Genomic DNA, 15,770 nt, shown 5'->3' with positions numbered 1-15,770 from the left:
TCAACCGATGACAGGCAAGTCCAAGAGTAATATCCGCGCTGGGGCTTACGCTTCATCGGTCGGTGCCGCGCTGCTGCTTGCCGCCTGTCTCGGCGTCGAGGTTGCAGAGGCGCAGGCGATCATGCGCACGCCGACGATCAGCGTGCCCTCGCGCACGCCAACCATCTCTCCCAACGTCGCCGCCCGCGTCAATCCGGGCGTGGCTGCGCGCGTGGTCGCGGTCGACCGTGGCCCGCGCGCGATGGCGATGCCGCGGCTCTCGGCGCGGATGGGGCCGACCCCGGTGCTGCCCTATGCGCGCTACTCCCCGAACCTCTATCCGGCCTGCTCCGCACCCTATCGCGACGCCGACGGCGAGTGCCTTGGGCAGCCGAGCGCGGGCGGCGAGGGGACCGGCAAGTCGGGCAAGAAGACCGCCGCCAAGGGGCGCGGCAACAACACGCCGGTGGCTGCGAACCTGCGCAGCTTTGCCAATGAATTCGTCGCCGAGATCGACGGCGCGCTGACGCTGACCGAAGCCGACGAGCTTGCGCGCCGCCATGGCCTTGCGCGCGTATCGTCGGAAAACATCCCGCTGATCGGCGCGACATTCGGCCTGTTCCGCATCACCGATGGCCGCCCGTTCGAGACGGTACGGCGCGAGTTCGCCGCGGATGGCAGCGTACGGTCGGTGCAGCCGAACTTCCGCTACGTGCTCCAGGACCAGAAGCCGGCGACGCTGAGCGAAGGCGACCCCGCGCAATATGCCCTGGCAAAGCTCCGCCTGCCGCAGGCGCATACGCTGGCGCATGGCGCCAACGTGACCGTTGCCGTGATCGATTCCGGCATCGATGCGAGGCATCCCGAGCTCGCCGATTCCATCGCCGACAATTTCGATGCGCTCGGCAGCGCCGAGGGCCCGCACATCCACGGCACCGGCATCGCCGGCGCCATCGTGGCGCACGCCAAGCTGATGGGCAGCGCGCCCGAGGCGCGCATCATCGCGATCCGCGCCTTCGGCGGCACCAGCGGAGGGGCGGAGAGCTCGTCCTACATCATCCTGCGCTCGCTGAATTACGCCGCCGAGCACGGCGCGCAGATCGTCAATATGAGCTTTGCCGGTCCGAAGGACGCGGTGATCGAGCGCGCCATTGCCGCGACCGCCGCGCGTGGCCTCGTGCTGATCGCCGCCGCCGGCAATGCCGGCGCGAAGTCGCCGCCGCTTTATCCGGCCGCCAATCCCAACGTGATCGCGGTCAGTGCCACCGACCAGCAGGACAAGCTGTTCTCGGCCTCCAACCGCGGCAATTACATCGCGCTGGCCGCGCCCGGCGTCGATATCTTCCTGCCGGCGCCCGACGGCAAGTACCAGATGACCTCGGGAACCTCGTTCTCGGCGGCCTATGTCTCCGGCGTCGCGGCGCTGCTGCTCGAGCGCAATTACACGCTGAAGCCGGAAGCGCTGCGCATCACGCTTGCGAAGACCGCCCGCGACCTCGGTTCACCCGGGCGTGATGATCTGTTCGGCGACGGCGAGGCCGATGCGTTTGCCGCGGTCTCGGCTGTTCCCGCCGCCAGCGCGACGCCGGTTGCGGCGGCGTCCGGTACAACAAAACGTGAAGATGCGCAGCCACGTCGCGATGAGCCAGGCATTCGCGCGATCGAGCAGCCCTCGCTGTCGAGCGCGGCCGATAAAGCCACGGTTTCTCAGGCGGATAGGCCGGCGACGCGATAGCGGCTGCGACAAGATTGCGCGCCCGCCAAAGGTTAAATAATCGAGCGCCGCGTTGAACGTTCAGCCAGCTGCCACGACCAAATTATGTGGGAGCGGTCATCCCTCCCCATCAGTCATATCAGGCGCGAGCGCCCATCCACCCCAAGCGCCCATATGGCTCGACCCGTCCGGTTGTCCCCCCGGACGGGTCTTTTCTTTTGTGGCGTCTGTTTCTTTGAGGCGTGGCACCCCATTCAGCTTGCGGTTGAACGACCGCGCATACGTTCATCTCGTCGGCCGACCGGCACGCCGCAACGCCGTCATGCTTGTGCGAAGCTTGACTCGAAATCACAGCAATTGTCCGCACGACTACGGTCTTTCATGACGAACGGCGTGTCGTTGCTGGACAAGTCAAAACTTTTCCACAAAATATTCATGTCGCGTCTAAATTGATTCGTGTGCGTTGCGTCGCGTCCGTATTTTTCTCATGACGGGCTGGTTCATGACACATCGCCAAAGCGCGGCCGCCGGCCGCGAGATCGCGGCACGCTGGTGCGCTCTCGCCGAGCAGCGGCTGGAGCACCTCTCCGAAATGTTCGAGACCGGACGGTGGCGTCGCTACCACTCCGAGATCGCATTCCTCGAAAACATCCAGGAAGCCAAACTCGCCGTCCAGACCTGGCGCGCGCTCGCGACCGGTGGTGACGTTGCCGCAGCGGCTGCGAGCGTCTCGCCCGCCTTCGGCTGGTCGCCGGCGACCATGCCCCGCGTGTTTCCGCGCGAGCAACCGTCGCAGACCATGCAGCCGAAGGCCGTCCAGAAGGCCGTCCACATCGCGCCTGAGACCGCCGCGCCGGTCAGGCTCGCGCCCAAGCTGGACGTTCTCCCCGAAGTCACCGAAGCCCCGCTCGTACCGCAGGCTCCTGTCTCGCCGCGCGTGGCGGCTGCCAAGTTCGCATCATTCACCGCCCCTGCCGAGGTGCCGCCGCTCAAGGCACCCGCTGCGAGGGCGCCGCTCTCCGCACCTGCCGTGAAGTCACCGGTGGCCACGCCCGCCGCTTTGGCGCCGTTCATCGCCCCCCCCTGTAAAGCCGCCGGTCGCGGCGCTCGCAGCCCTGCCGCCGCGTGCTGCCCCTGCCGTGAAGGCGCCGCTGGCCCAGCCTGCTGCAATGGCCGCGCTCCTGCCGCAGTTCGCCCCGCCCGCCGCCGAGATCGTCGCGGCCCCCGAGCGCGTGGTCGAATTCACCTTCAGCCTCGACGGCCTGCAAGCGAAGTACCCGCTGCTGCGGAACGCGTTCTAGCGCCGCACCGCATTCCCGCCGATCATCACCTGTGCGAACCGCTGCGCGCCGTCGGCCGACAGGTCCGACGTCACCGTGCGCGCGTGGTCGAGCCCGACCACGGCGCCACGCGGCGTTTCGGAGATCATGTTGTTGTTGACCAGCGCGGTGCCGGCGCCCGGCACCACGGAGACGCCGACGCCGGCCAGCGCCCTCCGGATCACGTTGCCTGATATCGCGACGTCGCGCAGATATTTACCCCAGCCGGCGACGATGCCGAAGGACGGCGCGTTCTCGATCACGTTGCCCGTGACCGACGAATCCGCCTCGATGTAGATGCCGACGCCGGCGTCGTCATCAGGCGCGGTGCCGATCGGCCGCTTCGGGATCAGATTGCGGATGACGTTGCCCTGGACCACCGCGATGCGGCCGCCCTCGTTGAAATTGCAGACGGAGACGCCGACGGCGGCGCCGTCGACCGTGTTGTTGGCGATCACGGCGGCCTCGAACGAAAACTCCGAATAAAGAGCGACCTCGCGCACGTCGCTGACGCTATTGCCTGTTATGTGGATGTTGGAAGCCGAATTGCCGCGCACCGCCGAGTAGTCGCAGTTTTTGATGCGGTTGCCACGCACGATCACGTTGCCGGCGCGGAAGGCGTTGATGGCGTTGCCGTACTGGCCGGAGCCGCCGGGCCCGGCCTTGATGTCCTCGATGCGGTTATCAGCAACCAGCGTGCCGTCATCACCGATCGCGGTGCGCAGGATCTCGATGCCGTTGTCGTTGGTGCGGAGAATCGTGTTGCGGGAGACGCTGAGGCCCTTGGCGTCGAACGAGACCACCGCGGTCACGGCGATGCTGGTGAAGATGTTGCCGGAGATGTCGCCGGAGACCTGCTCGAGCCAGATGCCGCTGCCCCCTGAGGCGGTGATCTCGCAATTGGTGATGCGGACGTCGCGCCCGCCGAGGACGTGGATCAGCCCGCGCCGCGTCGGCAGCGGAAGGCCGCCGCCGTCGAAGGTGATGCCAGTGAGGCCGATTGAATCAGAGCCGTCGCTCTGGATCGCCGAGGCCCCGCCGGTGAACACGAGCTTTGTCGCGCCGCGCACGCCGATCAGCTGCGAGCCGTTCGGCAGCCGCAGCAGCCCGGTGCGATAGACGCCCGGGGGCAGCGCCAGCGGCATTTGCGCCCGCGCGGCCTCGTCGACGGCGCGCTGGAGCGCGCGCGTCTGATCCTCGCTGCTGTTGGGTCGCACGCCATATTGCGTGGCATCGCGGCCGAGCAGGGAGGTCAGTGGCGCCGCGCGCGCGGCATCGGCCGGCATGGCGAGCGCGCCGGCGATGCCGGCGGTGGAAGCTCCGATGAGATGACGGCGATTGAGGTCCATGACGCGTCCTCCGGCGGACGCGGGGGGTCCGCAGCGGTTAGGTAGCGCAGGGCGGGCGGAGCCGTGAGGATTGTTCGCAGTAGGGTTAAATGTTTACGCAAAGACGGTGCCGTAGGGTGCGCAAAGCGCAAGCGTGCCCACCATTGTCACCGCAGATTCAGATGCATGGTGGGCACGACGCTACGCGCCTTTGCCCACCCTACGAAGCGCGCGTCTTCCTTGCCAGCCCTACCAGCTCCATCAGCATCGCTTCCCCCGCATCCACCAGCTCCTCCAGCGTGATCCGCGGCGCGCCCTTGCGGCGCACGGCGCCACTGCGCGCCAGCAGCGGGATATGGATGAACGCCGCAAGACGGGGCCCGCCGGCCCGCACATTCTCGATCGCGCGCCAGCTCAGATAATTGCAGAGATAGGCGCCGGCATCGCGTGAGGCACGGGCGTCGATGCCGGTGAGGCGCGCGGCGCGCAGCAGCCTTGCGGTGTGCGGGCCGAACGTCATCGCGTCGGCATGACCGGCGATGCCGCGCTTGCTCGAGCGGGTGTTGGCGGCATCGGGCCAGAGCATGGTGACGGCGTTGCGCGCGCGAGTCTCGACGCGCAAATAGGGCGTGCGCGCGGCGAGGCCGAACATCAGCAGCGCATCGGGCTTTTCCTTTGCGAGCACCTCCGGCATTTGCCGGTCGACCGCGGCGTAAGTGACCGGGAAGATGTGGCTCGCGATCGTGACATCGTCGAGCGCCGGCCGGCGCAGCTGCGTCAGCCGTGCCACCAGCGGCTGGGTCGGATTATAGGGCGCGCCGGGAAACGATCCGAAGCCGGTCAGGAGAATGCGCAGCTTTTCGCTCATTGCAGCAACTCCAGGATCTGCTCGGCGGCGAGCGCCGGCGTGAGATGGCCATCGGCGACTTCAGCCTCGATCTTCCGAACCTTCGTGCGCACCGACGCCTCGCTGCGCAGCCGCGCCAGCATGCGCTGCTCCAGCATCGACCACATCCACTTCACCTGCTGCTCGCGCCGCCGGCCTGCGAAATCGCCGGACGCGTTCATCGCCTTGCGGTGGTCGAGAACTTTCTGCCAAAGCTCGGCGATGCCGGTGCCGGCCAGTGCCGAATAGGTGACGACAGGCGGATGCCAATGCTCGGACCGGGGGCTGAGAATATGCAGCGCGCCGCGATAGTCGGCGGCGGTGATGTTGGCGCGCTTGAGATTGTCGCCGTCGGCCTTGTTGATGGCGATCATGTCGGCGAGCTCGACCAGGCCCTTCTTGATGCCCTGCAATTCGTCGCCGCCACCCGGCAGCATCAAGGCGAGGAAGAAATCGGTCATGTCGCAGACCGCGGTCTCGGATTGGCCGATGCCGACGGTCTCGACCAGCACGACACCGAAGCCGGCCGCTTCGCATAGCAGCATCGCCTCGCGCGTCTTGGCCGCGACGCCGCCGAGCGTGCCCGAGGATGGCGAGGGGCGGATGAAGGCATCGTTGGAGGCCGAAAGCCGCGCCATCCGCGTCTTGTCGCCGAGGATCGAGCCGCCGCTGCGCGCCGAGGACGGATCGACCGCGAGCACCGCGACCTTGTGGCCCTGCTCGATCAGATAGATCCCGAGCGCATCGATGGTGGTGGACTTGCCGACGCCGGGCGAGCCGGTGATGCCGACGCGGAACGCCTTGCCGGTGTCGGGCAGCAGCATCTGCACCAGCTCGCGCGCCAGCGCCTGGTGATCGCCGCGCCGGCTCTCCACCAGCGTGATCGCCCGGGCGAGGGCCGCGCGGCTGCCGGAGCGGAGGTCGCGGGCGAGGGATTTGATGTCCAGCGAGGCCTTCTTCTCAGTCATGCCCTGCTTTACAACGCCGAGGGGAGGCAGGCGAGGGCCGCCCGCCCGATATCACCGGGTCGTTGCCGCCGCCGTCTGCATCGGCTTCACCTTGCGCCACACCCACACCATCACCGGCCAGAGCAGCGCGCCGATGGCCATTGCGGCGAGGATGGCGGCGACCGGCCGTTCGAAGAACGGCAGGATGCTTCCGTCGGACTTGATCAGCGAGGTCACAAAGGCCTGCTCGACCATGGTGCCCATGACGATGCCGAGCACCATGGCGGCGACGGGATAGCCGTTGGCTTCCATGACGTAGCCGATCACGCCGAAGGCGGCGACGGTGACGACGCCGAACATGTTGTTGCCGATCGCGAACGAGCCGACCGCGCAGCACAGCATGATGATCGGCATCACGGTCGATCGCGGCGCCAGCAGGATGTAGGCGGCAATCCGGATCATGGCGATGCCGAGCGGGATCATCAGGATGTTCGCGATGATGAACATCAGGTAGATCGCGTACATGCTCGACGCCTTCTCGGTGAACAGCGTCGGGCCGGGATTGAGGCCCTTCATGTAGAGCACGCCGATCGCGATCGCGGCGATGGTGTCGCCGGGGATGCCGAACAGCAGCGAGGGCACCCAGCCCGAGGCGATGCTGGCATTGTTGCTGGCGCCGGCCTCGACCAAGCCCTCGACATGGCCGGTGCCGAACTTTTCCTTCTCCTTGGAGAAGCGCTTCGACATCGCGTAGGAGACCCACGCGGCCATGTCGGCGCCGGCGCCCGGCAGCACGCCGATGATGATGCCGATGATGTTCCCGCGCGTCATCTGCCAATGGTACTTCTTCGTCAGAAGCCACTGGCCGGCCATGATGCTTCCGAATTTGCGCCGCGGCAGCGGCGGTGGCTCCGGCGTCAGCATCGCGCGCATCACCTGCGCCACCGCGAACACGCCGACGAGGGCCGGGATCGGCTCGATGCCGCCGAACAGATCGGTGATGCCGAAGGTGAAGCGCGGCACACCGCCGGGATTCTCGATGCCGATGCAGGAGACGAGCAGGCCGAGGAACATGCCGGCGATGGCCTTCACCGGCGAGGAGCGCGCCACCAAGGTCGCGCACATCAGGCCGAGCAGCGCCAGCCAGAAATATTCGAAGGTCGAGAACGACAGCGCGATCTCGGCGAGCGGCGGCGCCAAAATCATCAGCGACAGCACGCCGGCGATGCCGCCGACGGCGGAGAACCAGACGCCGGCACCTAACGCGAGCTCGGCCTGGCCCTTCCGCGTCATGGCATAGGCCTCGTCGGCATAGGCGGCGGAGGCGGGCGTGCCGGGAATGCGCAAGAGCGCGCCGGGAATGTCGCCGGAGAAGATCGCCATCGAGGACGCCGCGACGATGGTCGCGATCGCCGCGATCGGCGACAGATAGAAGGTGACGGGCACGAGCAGGGCGGTCGCCATCGTCGCCGACAGGCCGGGCAGCGAGCCGATCACGAGCCCGTACACGGAGGCGGCGAACATCGCGATGATGACCTCCCAGGTGGAGATCAGCGCGAGGGCATCAATCAGGGTCTTGAGCATGGGATCACCAGGGCGTCGGCAGCAGGCCGGCGGGAAGCGGCACGCGCAGCAGCTTGCCGAAGATGAGGTGGATGGCGAAGGGCGATAGTGCTGCGAGCGGCAGCGCCAGCTTCCACTTCGCCCCGAGCGCGGTCGAGGTGACGTAGACCATGATCGCCGCGGTGATGATGAAGCCGAGCCGGTCGGCGGCGAAGACGTAGAACAGCAGCAGCGCCGGCGGCAGCAGGGCGCGCAGGCCGTAGAGCTTGCTCTGCGGCGGCGGTGCGGCCGCCTGTCCGTCCTCGAGCGGGACCAGCTCTTCCTCCTCCTCGAAGGAATGGCCGATCCCGAACACGATCGCGAGCCCGCACAGCGCAAGGCCGGTCCCGATCACGAGCGGAAACACGTTGGGGCCGACCGGCTGCCCCGGCACCGGCGGCAGGATGTAGCCGCCATAGGCGGCAGCCGCGCCGAGCACGACGAGAAACGATCCCGTGACGGAGTCGGGAAGACGCATGGGAGGAGTCCTATGAGTGTTCTTCTCCCTCGCCCCGTTCTTACGGGGAGAGGGTCGGGGTGAGGGGACTTTCCGCGCGGACGGTGAGAGTTGGATTCGCGGAGACTCCCCCTCACCCGAATTCGAGCAAAGCTCGAATTCGACCTCTCCCCGCAAGCGGGGAGAGGTGAACAATCACGCCTTGCTCAGGCCGGCCGCCTTCATCGCTTCGCCCATCTGGGCATCGCCCTTGTCCATGAAGCCGGCGAAATGGGCGGCATCGCCCCAGACAGTGCCAAAGCCGCGATTGCTCATGAAGTCCTTGAACTCGGCGGAGTCGTAGACCTTCTTCAGGGCCGCGGTGAGCTTGGTTGCGATCTCCGGCGGCAGGTTCTTCGACGCGCCGATGCCGCGCCAGGCGCCGGTCGCGTAGTCGATGCCCATCGCCTCCTTCAGGGTCGGCACGTCCTTGAAGATCGGATTGCGCGCCGGCGCCATGATGGCGAGGCTCCTGGCCTTGCCGGCCTCGATGATGGCGCGCGCCTCCGGCACCGAGCAGGTGGTGAGGTCGAGGCCGCCGGCGGCGAGGTCCTGCATCGCAGGAGCTGCGCCGTTCGACGGCACCCAGGCGACCTGATTGGCGGGCAGGCCCATCGCCTGCATCCAGCCGACCAGCGCCAGGTGCCAGATGCCGCCCTGGCCCGTGCCCGACGCCTTGAACTTGCCGGGAGGCGCCGCCTTGATCGCCTCGGCGAGCTCTTTCACCGTCTTGTAGGGCGAGGAGGAGGACACCTGGATGCCGGGCGGGTCCTCGTTCATCAGCGCCAGCGGCGTGTAGCTCCGGGGCGTCAGATCGGTGAGGCCCTGCCAGTGCATCATCGAGATTTCGACCGTGAGCATGCCGATGGTGTAGCCGTCGGGCTGCGCGGTCGCGATGGCACTATGGCCGACCACGCCGGAGCCGCCGGTGCGGTTGACCACGTTGAAGGGCTGGCCAAGGTCCTTTTCCAGCAGCGCTGCGACGATGCGCGCGGTTGCGTCCGTGCCGCCGCCCGCGCCCCAGGGCACGATGACGGTGACGGGCCGTGCCGGATAGGCTTGCGCCAGTGCGGGCTTGAAGCCGAAAGCGGCGGATGCCGCGACTGCGGCGCTTGAAGCCGCAAAAGTGCGGCGCGTCATCTTGGACATGAATGCCTCCCAGCGGCGCCCGTAACTCGGGCGCTCTTGTCAATGAAGACATTCTAGTCGGCTTTGCGGCGCCGCCGCAAGGTAGCGCTACCAGCCCGTTGTGAGCAACGTGGCGCTGCTCAAAACATGCTCACTGCGGCTCCTCCCCGTCGCCCTTCGGCCGGTCGCCGCCGAAAATGCGCGTGCCTTCCGCGGTGAGATACGGCTTCAGGGTCTCCCACGGCACGAAGGCGACATATTCGCCCTCGGCGTAGGGGCCCACCGCATAGGGCGGATAATGGAAAGTGAGCCCGGAGCTCTTGCCTGCCTCGGTTGAAGGCGCAAGCGTCACCGCGCCGATCTTGAGCAGGCTCGGCTCCACGCTCTTGAACCATTCGTCGGTTGCGGTCTCGCTGGTGTCGCGCTTCTTCTTCTCGACTTTGAGCGAGGCGATGATGGTCTTCACCATCGCTTTCATGGTCGGCCCCTTGTCGGCGGTCTCGGTGAAGAAGGGCCGGATCGAGATGCGCTTGCCCTCGGCCTTGTCCCACAGGACCGTGTTCACGTCCGAGTTGGGATGGGCGCCGTGGGTGTCCATGTAGTCGTTGCGCAGCACGCCGACATAACGATCGGCAACGACCGAGCGGATCGCATATTTGCGCTCGAAATCCCAGCCGCCGTCCCTGAAGAACTGCGGATCTTCCTTGCGCGATGCGGCAGCTTCGGCTGCGCTCTTGTCGAGCCACTTCCTGCCTTCGGCGAGACAATCCGCTGCCAGCGCAGCATCGGCCTTGATCTTGTCGTCGAGGAAGATTCGCGCCTCGATGCTCTTGTTCTTGACGACGGCGTCGGGCTTGGGGTCGGCGGCAAGGGCGGATATTACGCACGTTGCGCTAAGCGCCATGGCGACGCTCAAACGGCTCATGAACTTCAAGGATTGTGCTCCCTAACTGAGCGTCAAAATATTTCGAGGAAGTCGTCGGCTATCTGGTGCGCAAGGTGGGGGGAGATGGAGCGCCGGACGGTTGCCTGCGCCTGCAAGCCGGTCGCCTCCTCGATGATCTGCTCGACATCGATCAGGTTGAGTAGCGAGAAAGAGACCGCCGGTTCAACCTCGACCAGGACGTCAATGTCGCTGGCCGGCGGATAGTCATCGCGAGTCCGCGAGCCGAAGATGCCAAGCTTCGACACGCCCTTGCCTTTGATGGCATCAGCGTTCCTGCGTATCGCGGCGACGATTTCATCACGTGTCATGGACACAACCTGGCCGGTTACCCGGCCAGCCTATCATCTACTCCGCCGCCTCGCTATGCCCGAGCCGGGCATTCAGCTTGCGGATCAGCTCCTCGGCCGCCTCCGCGATCACGGTGCCGGGCGGGAAGATGCCTTCCGCGCCGGCCGCGTAGAGCGCGTCGTAATCCTGCGGCGGCACCACGCCGCCGACGATGATCATGATGTCGTCGCGGCCCTGCTTCTTCAGCGCGGCCTTGAGCTCCGGCACGGCGGTGAGATGGGCGGCGGCGAGCGAGGAGACGCCGAGGATGTGGACGTCGTTCTCGACCGCTTGCCGCGCGGCCTCGTCCGCGGTCGCGAACAGCGGCCCGATGTCGACGTCGAAGCCGATATCGGCAAAGGCCGAGGCGATCACCTTCTGGCCGCGGTCATGGCCGTCCTGGCCGATCTTGGCGACCAGGATGCGCGGGCGGCGTCCTTCCGCCTCCTCGAAGGCGTCGATCAGCGCCTGAACCTTCTCGACGTGGTTGCCCATGCTGGACGCCTCCCGCTTGTAGACGCCGGTGATGGATTTGATCTCGGCACGGTGCCGGCCGAACACTTTCTCCATCGCGTCCGAGATTTCGCCGACGGTCGCTTTCGCCCGCGCCGCATCGATCGCGAGCGCGAGCAGATTGCCGTTGCCTTCGCCGGCCGAGCGCGTCAGCGCGGCAAGCGCGGCGTCGACGTCCTTCTGGTTACGTTCCGACTTCAATCTCGTCAGCTTGTCGATCTGCAAGCGGCGGACATTGGTATTGTCGACCTTGAGAATGTCGATCGGCGCCTCGTCGGTCGGCTTGTACTTGTTGACGCCGATCACCGCCTGCTTGCCGGCATCGATGCGGGCCTGCGTCTTGGCCGAGGCCTCTTCGATGCGCAGCTTCGGCACGCCGGCTTCGATGGCTTTCGCCATGCCGCCGAGCTCCTCGACCTCCTGGATGTGGCTCCAGGCCTTCGCGGCGAGGTCGCGCGTGAGCCGCTCGACGTAATACGAGCCGCCCCAGGGATCGATGATGCGGGTGGTGCCGCTCTCCTGCTGCAGGAAGAGCTGGGTGTTGCGGGCGATGCGCGCCGAGAAATCGGTCGGCAGCGCCAACGCCTCGTCGAGCGCGTTGGTGTGCAGCGACTGGGTGTGGCCTTGCGTCGCCGCCATCGCCTCCACCGTCGTGCGCATCACGTTGTTGAACACGTCCTGCGCGGTCAGCGACCAGCCCGAGGTCTGGCTGTGTGTGCGCAAGGAGAGCGAGCGCGGGTCTTTCGGATTGAAGGGTTTTAGCAGCTTCGCCCAGAGCAGGCGCGCGGCGCGCAGCTTGGCAACCTCCATGAAGAAGTTCATGCCGATCGCCCAGAAGAACGACAGCCGCGGGGCGAAGCGGTCGACGTCGAGACCCGCGGCAAGGCCGGCGCGCAGATATTCGACGCCGTCGGCGAGCGTATAGGCAAGCTCGAGGTCCTGCGTCGCCCCGGCCTCCTGCATGTGATAGCCGGAGATCGAGATCGAATTGTATTTCGGCATCTTTTGCGAGGTATAGGCGAAGATGTCCGAGATGATCCGCATCGATGGCGCGGGCGGATAGATATAGGTGTTGCGCACCATGAACTCTTTCAGGATGTCGTTCTGAATCGTTCCCGAGAGCTTTTCCGGTGGCACCCCCTGTTCCTCGGCGGCCGCGACGTAGAGCGCGAGGATCGGCAGCACCGCGCCATTCATGGTCATGGACACGCTCATCTGGTCGAGCGGAATGCCCGCAAACAGCGTGCGCATGTCGTAGATGGAATCGATGGCCACGCCGGCCATGCCGACGTCGCCGCCGACACGCGGATGATCAGAGTCATAGCCGCGGTGCGTGGCCAGATCGAAGGCGACCGAAAGGCCCTTCTGTCCCGCAGCCAGGTTGCGGCGGTAGAACGCGTTGGAATCCTCCGCCGTGGAGAAGCCGGCATATTGCCTGACGGTCCAGGGCTGGTTGACATACATGGTCGGGTAGGGCCCGCGCAGATAGGGCGCGATGCCAGGATAGGTCTCGAGGAAATCGAGACCGGCGAGATCAGCCTCGCCATAGACGGGCTTCACCAGAATGCCCTCGGGCGTCAGCCACGGCTCGGCGCTGCCTGACGGCGCCGCGGTGGCGGCGCGCTCGAAGGCGACATCGGCGAAATTGGGAATGCGGGTCATGGTTCCAACCATATCCTCAATCATGATCCGGATGTTGATGGCTGACGATGGTCGCCATCTTCTCCGGTCCGTAATTCTGTTGCGTGGTCTGGCTCGGCAGATTGGAGATGCCGACCACCCAGCCAAGCCGCGACTCCGTGCCGAACTGCCGCGTCGGAACCACGTGGTCGGGGCGGTCGAACGCACCGGTCATGATCTCGATGCGGTCGCCGTCGATGCGGCCGAAGCTCAGCGGCGTGCCGCAGGCCGGGCAAAAGCCGCGTTCGGCGATCGAGGAGGAGCGGAAGAACGAGGGCTTTCCCTTGGTCCAGGCAAGCTCCGTCCTGTTCACGTCGGCGAAGGAGGCGAACGGCGCGCCACTGGCCTTCTGGCACATCCGGCAATGACAGATCGAAACCCGGGTCGGCGCCGTCATGACGCCAAAGCGCACGGCGCCGCACTGGCAGCCGCCGGTGAGAACTGGTTTGCCTGCTTCGGTCATGCCTGCTCCATCCGTCGATAGGCGTCCTGCAGCGTGGCAAGCGCGTCGGCCCCGGCAAAGATGAAGCCGGTGACGCCGGCAGCCCGCAGCGCCGCCTCGGCATCAGTCGGGCGGCCTGCGAGATACATATGTCTGCAGCCTGCGCTTTGCAGGGCCTTCGCGGCGGCTTCGGCGTGTTCCGCATAGACCTTGTCGCCGGAACAAAGACAGGCAAGCTCGGCGCCGGAGGCCTTGAACGCGGCCGCCAGCCTGGCCGGATCGGCAAAACCCTCGCTGTCGAGGGCCTCGATGCCGCCCGCCTCGAAGAAGCTCTTGGCAAAGGTCGCACGCGCGGTGAAATCGGCGGGCGTGCCGAGATTGGCCAGAAACACCTTCGGCCGCGCGCCGCGCGCCTTCAGCGCCGCATCGGATTTGTCGCGCAGCGCCTCGAACGGTTCCGCCAGCCGGATCGGGGTGAGCGGATCGAACTTGTATTTCTGCTCGCCGTAGGGCGCGAGCGCGACCGGCGTAGCCTTCAGCACCGCCGTCTCGCTCTCATGCAGGTTCGGAAACTCGCTGGCGCCGGTCAGGACGTCACGGCGCTTTGCGATGTTGGCATCGCGCGCCTTTCGCGCGGCCGCGACCCTGCTCTGGAACAAGCCCTGCTGAAGCGCGGCGAAGGCGCCGCCGGCTTTCTCGCTCTCCTGGAACAGCGCCCAGGCCGCTTCGCAGAGCTGTGCGGTCAGCGTCTCGATGCCGCCGGCGCCGGCGGCGGGATCGCTGACCCTGGCGAGATTGCTTTCCTCCAGCAGCAGGAGCTGCGTATTGCGCGCCACGCGCCGCGCGAAGGCATCAGGCAGGCCGAGCGCCAGCGTGTGCGGCAGCACGGTGATCGCGTTGGCGCCGGCGAGCCCCGCCGCGAATGTCGCGATCGTCGCGCGCAGCATGTTCACATAGGGATCGCGCTGCGTCAGCATGCGCCAGGCCGTATCGGCGGCAATGAACAGCGGCTTTGGCGTCAATCCGCACGCGGTCTCGATGCGCGCCCACAAGAGCCGCAGCGCGCGGAATTTGGCCATGGTCAGGAACTGGTCGGCATCGGCGGCAAGCCGCGCATAGACCATGCCTTGCGCGGCCTCCAGCGGAATGCCGGCGCCTTCGATCGCGCGTAAGTAAGCGACGCCGCAGGCGAGCACGAAGGCGAGCTCCTGCACCTCGGAGCCGCCGGCATCGTGGATCACGCGTCCGTCGGCGGATGCGAACGGTCCCTTGAAGCCGAGTGCGGCGAGGCCCTTGATCGCGCCGGTGACGGCAGGAACGATCTCGTCCCATGTATAGGGGCTATGGCCCCACACTGCGCCGGCCGCGAGCGGATCGAGGCCGAAGCGGATGTTGCAGGCGCCGGGATCGAGGCCGTTGCTCTTGACATATTCCGCGACATGGATCGCGGCCATCCGCGATTGCGGTCCGATCTCGAGCTCGATGCCGATGCCGGCATCGAGATGAATGTCCTTCAACACTTTTGCGATCGCCTCGGCCGAAGGCTCCAGGCCGAAGCCGTGAGCGCCATTGGCGCCGGCGAACACCAGCGCAAGTCCCGTTGCGCCGTTCTCCAGATCGGTCAGTCCTTGCGCATTCGCGGCGACTGCATCGGAATGATCAATCCGCTGCATGATCTGCCACGGCGCAGCCGTCGGCCGTCCGACCACGGGTGCGACACCTTTGGCACGCGGATAGAGCGGGTCGATCTTGAGGCCGTCATAGGTTTTGCCGACCAGCTTCTCGAACGGCGCGCCCTTCAGCACGCCATCGACCAGCTTGCGCCAGTCTTCGACGGTCGCCTTGGGAAAATCGGCCGCCAGCGGCAGGTCGTCGGTCACGGAGGTCATACGGCCAAGGGCTCCCAAACGTATTGTTATTCGCAGGCGAAATTGCCACGCCGAACCGTCCCTGCAAACGGTTGTTTTTGGTTAACCGGTATCCGGAAGCCGCTCAATGCCTTGCGTCGAGACGCCGGCAAGCCCGTCACGCACACGAATGCCTGCGATGACGCGATCCGGCGCGATTTCGGCCAGCGGCACCAGCACGAAGGCACGCTCGAACAGGCGCGGATGCGGCAGGGTCAGGTCGGGCTTCTGCAGGGAGACATCGTCATAGGCGATCATGTCGAGATCGAGCGTGCGCGGTCCCCAGCGCCGCTCCTTGTCCCGCGTGCGGCCGAATTTTTGCTCGACCTTCTGCATCACGAACAAGAGCGCGTGCGGATCGAGATCGGTCTCGATCTCGACGCAGGCATTGATGAAGGGATTTTGGTCTTCGTCGCCCCAGGGCGGCGTCATGTAGTCCGAGGACCGCGCGATCACCGCCGCTTGCGCCATGCCGCAGATGTTTGCGATCGCCTTTTTGAATGTCGCGCGGACATCGCCGACATTGCCGCCAAGCGCAATCAACACGCTCGCCATG

At 66.4% G+C, this 15,770-nt stretch carries 14 protein-coding genes and 1 pseudogene; 3 read left to right on the top strand and 12 right to left on the bottom strand.

Going from position 1 to position 15,770, the window contains the following annotated elements; all coding sequences use genetic code 11:
• Positions 1 to 7: 7 nt before the first annotated feature.
• The 3 genes and pseudogenes from AAFG16_RS33655 (at position 8) to AAFG16_RS33645 (ending at position 2,994) form a co-directional block, all read left to right on the top strand.
• Positions 8 to 1,714 (top strand): S8 family serine peptidase, encoded by a 1,707-nt coding sequence (locus tag AAFG16_RS33655; RefSeq protein WP_342732239.1) that lies wholly within the window; start codon positions 8 to 10, stop codon positions 1,712 to 1,714.
• Between the two features lie 466 nt (positions 1,715 to 2,180).
• Positions 2,181 to 2,723, top strand: a pseudogene (locus tag AAFG16_RS33650) (TIGR03809 family protein); the annotation flags it as partial.
• A gap of 109 nt (positions 2,724 to 2,832) precedes the next feature.
• On the top strand, positions 2,833 to 2,994 hold the full coding sequence (locus tag AAFG16_RS33645) for a hypothetical protein (RefSeq protein WP_342741108.1): 162 nt from the start codon (positions 2,833 to 2,835) through the stop codon (positions 2,992 to 2,994).
• Here AAFG16_RS33645 and AAFG16_RS33640 read toward each other — a convergent pair.
• The 12 genes from AAFG16_RS33640 to folK form a co-directional block, all read right to left on the bottom strand.
• On the bottom strand, positions 2,991 to 4,361 hold the full coding sequence (locus tag AAFG16_RS33640; RefSeq protein WP_342732237.1) for a TIGR03808 family TAT-translocated repetitive protein: 1,371 nt from the start codon (positions 4,359 to 4,361) through the stop codon (positions 2,991 to 2,993). The two genes, AAFG16_RS33645 and AAFG16_RS33640, sit on opposite strands and share 4 nt — an antisense overlap.
• 199 nt (positions 4,362 to 4,560) lie before the next feature.
• On the bottom strand, positions 4,561 to 5,208 hold the full coding sequence (locus AAFG16_RS33635; protein ID WP_342732235.1) for a pyroglutamyl-peptidase I: 648 nt from the start codon (positions 5,206 to 5,208) through the stop codon (positions 4,561 to 4,563).
• Entirely contained in the window at positions 5,205 to 6,194 is a 990-nt protein-coding gene (meaB, locus tag AAFG16_RS33630; protein ID WP_342732233.1) for a methylmalonyl Co-A mutase-associated GTPase MeaB, read from the bottom strand. The genes AAFG16_RS33635 and meaB overlap by 4 nt, the downstream gene beginning before the upstream one ends.
• Before the next feature lie 51 nt (positions 6,195 to 6,245).
• On the bottom strand, positions 6,246 to 7,757 hold the full coding sequence (locus tag AAFG16_RS33625) for a tripartite tricarboxylate transporter permease (protein WP_342732231.1): 1,512 nt from the start codon (positions 7,755 to 7,757) through the stop codon (positions 6,246 to 6,248).
• Positions 7,758 to 7,761: 4 nt separating this feature from the next.
• The gene (locus AAFG16_RS33620; RefSeq protein ID WP_027558743.1) at positions 7,762 to 8,253 is read right to left on the bottom strand and encodes a tripartite tricarboxylate transporter TctB family protein; all 492 of its coding nucleotides are present in this window, start codon (positions 8,251 to 8,253) and stop codon (positions 7,762 to 7,764) included.
• Positions 8,254 to 8,427: 174 nt separating this feature from the next.
• Entirely contained in the window at positions 8,428 to 9,420 is a 993-nt protein-coding gene (locus AAFG16_RS33615; protein WP_342732227.1) for a tripartite tricarboxylate transporter substrate binding protein, read from the bottom strand.
• 130 nt (positions 9,421 to 9,550) lie between these two features.
• On the bottom strand, positions 9,551 to 10,303 hold the full coding sequence (locus AAFG16_RS33610; RefSeq protein ID WP_342732225.1) for an RsiV family protein: 753 nt from the start codon (positions 10,301 to 10,303) through the stop codon (positions 9,551 to 9,553).
• Positions 10,304 to 10,356: 53 nt separating this feature from the next.
• The gene (locus tag AAFG16_RS33605) at positions 10,357 to 10,653 is read right to left on the bottom strand and encodes a nucleotidyltransferase domain-containing protein (protein ID WP_342732223.1); all 297 of its coding nucleotides are present in this window, start codon (positions 10,651 to 10,653) and stop codon (positions 10,357 to 10,359) included.
• A gap of 37 nt (positions 10,654 to 10,690) precedes the next feature.
• On the bottom strand, positions 10,691 to 12,847 hold the full coding sequence (scpA, locus tag AAFG16_RS33600; protein WP_342732221.1) for a methylmalonyl-CoA mutase: 2,157 nt from the start codon (positions 12,845 to 12,847) through the stop codon (positions 10,691 to 10,693).
• 16 nt (positions 12,848 to 12,863) lie between these two features.
• Positions 12,864 to 13,328 carry a GFA family protein gene (locus tag AAFG16_RS33595; protein WP_342732219.1) on the bottom strand — a complete coding sequence of 155 codons (465 nt, stop codon included), beginning with the start codon at positions 13,326 to 13,328 and terminating at the stop codon, positions 12,864 to 12,866.
• Complete coding sequence (locus AAFG16_RS33590) at positions 13,325 to 15,196, bottom strand: methylmalonyl-CoA mutase family protein (protein WP_342732217.1); 1,872 nt, start codon at positions 15,194 to 15,196, stop codon at positions 13,325 to 13,327. The genes AAFG16_RS33595 and AAFG16_RS33590 overlap by 4 nt, the downstream gene beginning before the upstream one ends.
• 81 nt (positions 15,197 to 15,277) lie before the next feature.
• Positions 15,278 to 15,769: a 2-amino-4-hydroxy-6-hydroxymethyldihydropteridine diphosphokinase gene (gene folK, locus AAFG16_RS33585; RefSeq protein ID WP_342732215.1), complete on the bottom strand. Its 492-nt coding sequence runs from the start codon at positions 15,767 to 15,769 to the stop codon at positions 15,278 to 15,280.
• Between the last annotated feature and the right edge of the window lies 1 nt (position 15,770).

Source organism: Bradyrhizobium sp. B117 (assembly GCF_038969555.1).
Taxonomy (GTDB): Bacteria; Pseudomonadota; Alphaproteobacteria; order Rhizobiales; family Xanthobacteraceae; genus Bradyrhizobium.
Note: the sequence above shows the minus strand (reverse complement) of the source record. Positions and strands in the feature narration are given on the sequence as shown.

Coding starts and splice junctions, on each gene's coding strand:
- AAFG16_RS33655 (WP_342732239.1), top strand. CDS start 8: ATGACAGGCAAGTCCAAGAGTAATATCCGCGCTGGGGCTTACGCTTCA.
- AAFG16_RS33640 (WP_342732237.1), bottom strand. CDS start 4,361: ATGGACCTCAATCGCCGTCATCTCATCGGAGCTTCCACCGCCGGCATC.
- AAFG16_RS33635 (WP_342732235.1), bottom strand. CDS start 5,208: ATGAGCGAAAAGCTGCGCATTCTCCTGACCGGCTTCGGATCGTTTCCC.
- meaB (WP_342732233.1), bottom strand. CDS start 6,194: ATGACTGAGAAGAAGGCCTCGCTGGACATCAAATCCCTCGCCCGCGAC.
- AAFG16_RS33625 (WP_342732231.1), bottom strand. CDS start 7,757: ATGCTCAAGACCCTGATTGATGCCCTCGCGCTGATCTCCACCTGGGAG.
- AAFG16_RS33620 (WP_027558743.1), bottom strand. CDS start 8,253: ATGCGTCTTCCCGACTCCGTCACGGGATCGTTTCTCGTCGTGCTCGGC.
- AAFG16_RS33615 (WP_342732227.1), bottom strand. CDS start 9,420: ATGTCCAAGATGACGCGCCGCACTTTTGCGGCTTCAAGCGCCGCAGTC.
- AAFG16_RS33610 (WP_342732225.1), bottom strand. CDS start 10,303: ATGGCGCTTAGCGCAACGTGCGTAATATCCGCCCTTGCCGCCGACCCC.
- AAFG16_RS33605 (WP_342732223.1), bottom strand. CDS start 10,653: ATGACACGTGATGAAATCGTCGCCGCGATACGCAGGAACGCTGATGCC.
- scpA (WP_342732221.1), bottom strand. CDS start 12,847: ATGACCCGCATTCCCAATTTCGCCGATGTCGCCTTCGAGCGCGCCGCC.
- AAFG16_RS33595 (WP_342732219.1), bottom strand. CDS start 13,328: ATGACCGAAGCAGGCAAACCAGTTCTCACCGGCGGCTGCCAGTGCGGC.
- AAFG16_RS33590 (WP_342732217.1), bottom strand. CDS start 15,196: ATGACCTCCGTGACCGACGACCTGCCGCTGGCGGCCGATTTTCCCAAG.
- folK (WP_342732215.1), bottom strand. CDS start 15,769: ATGGCGAGCGTGTTGATTGCGCTTGGCGGCAATGTCGGCGATGTCCGC.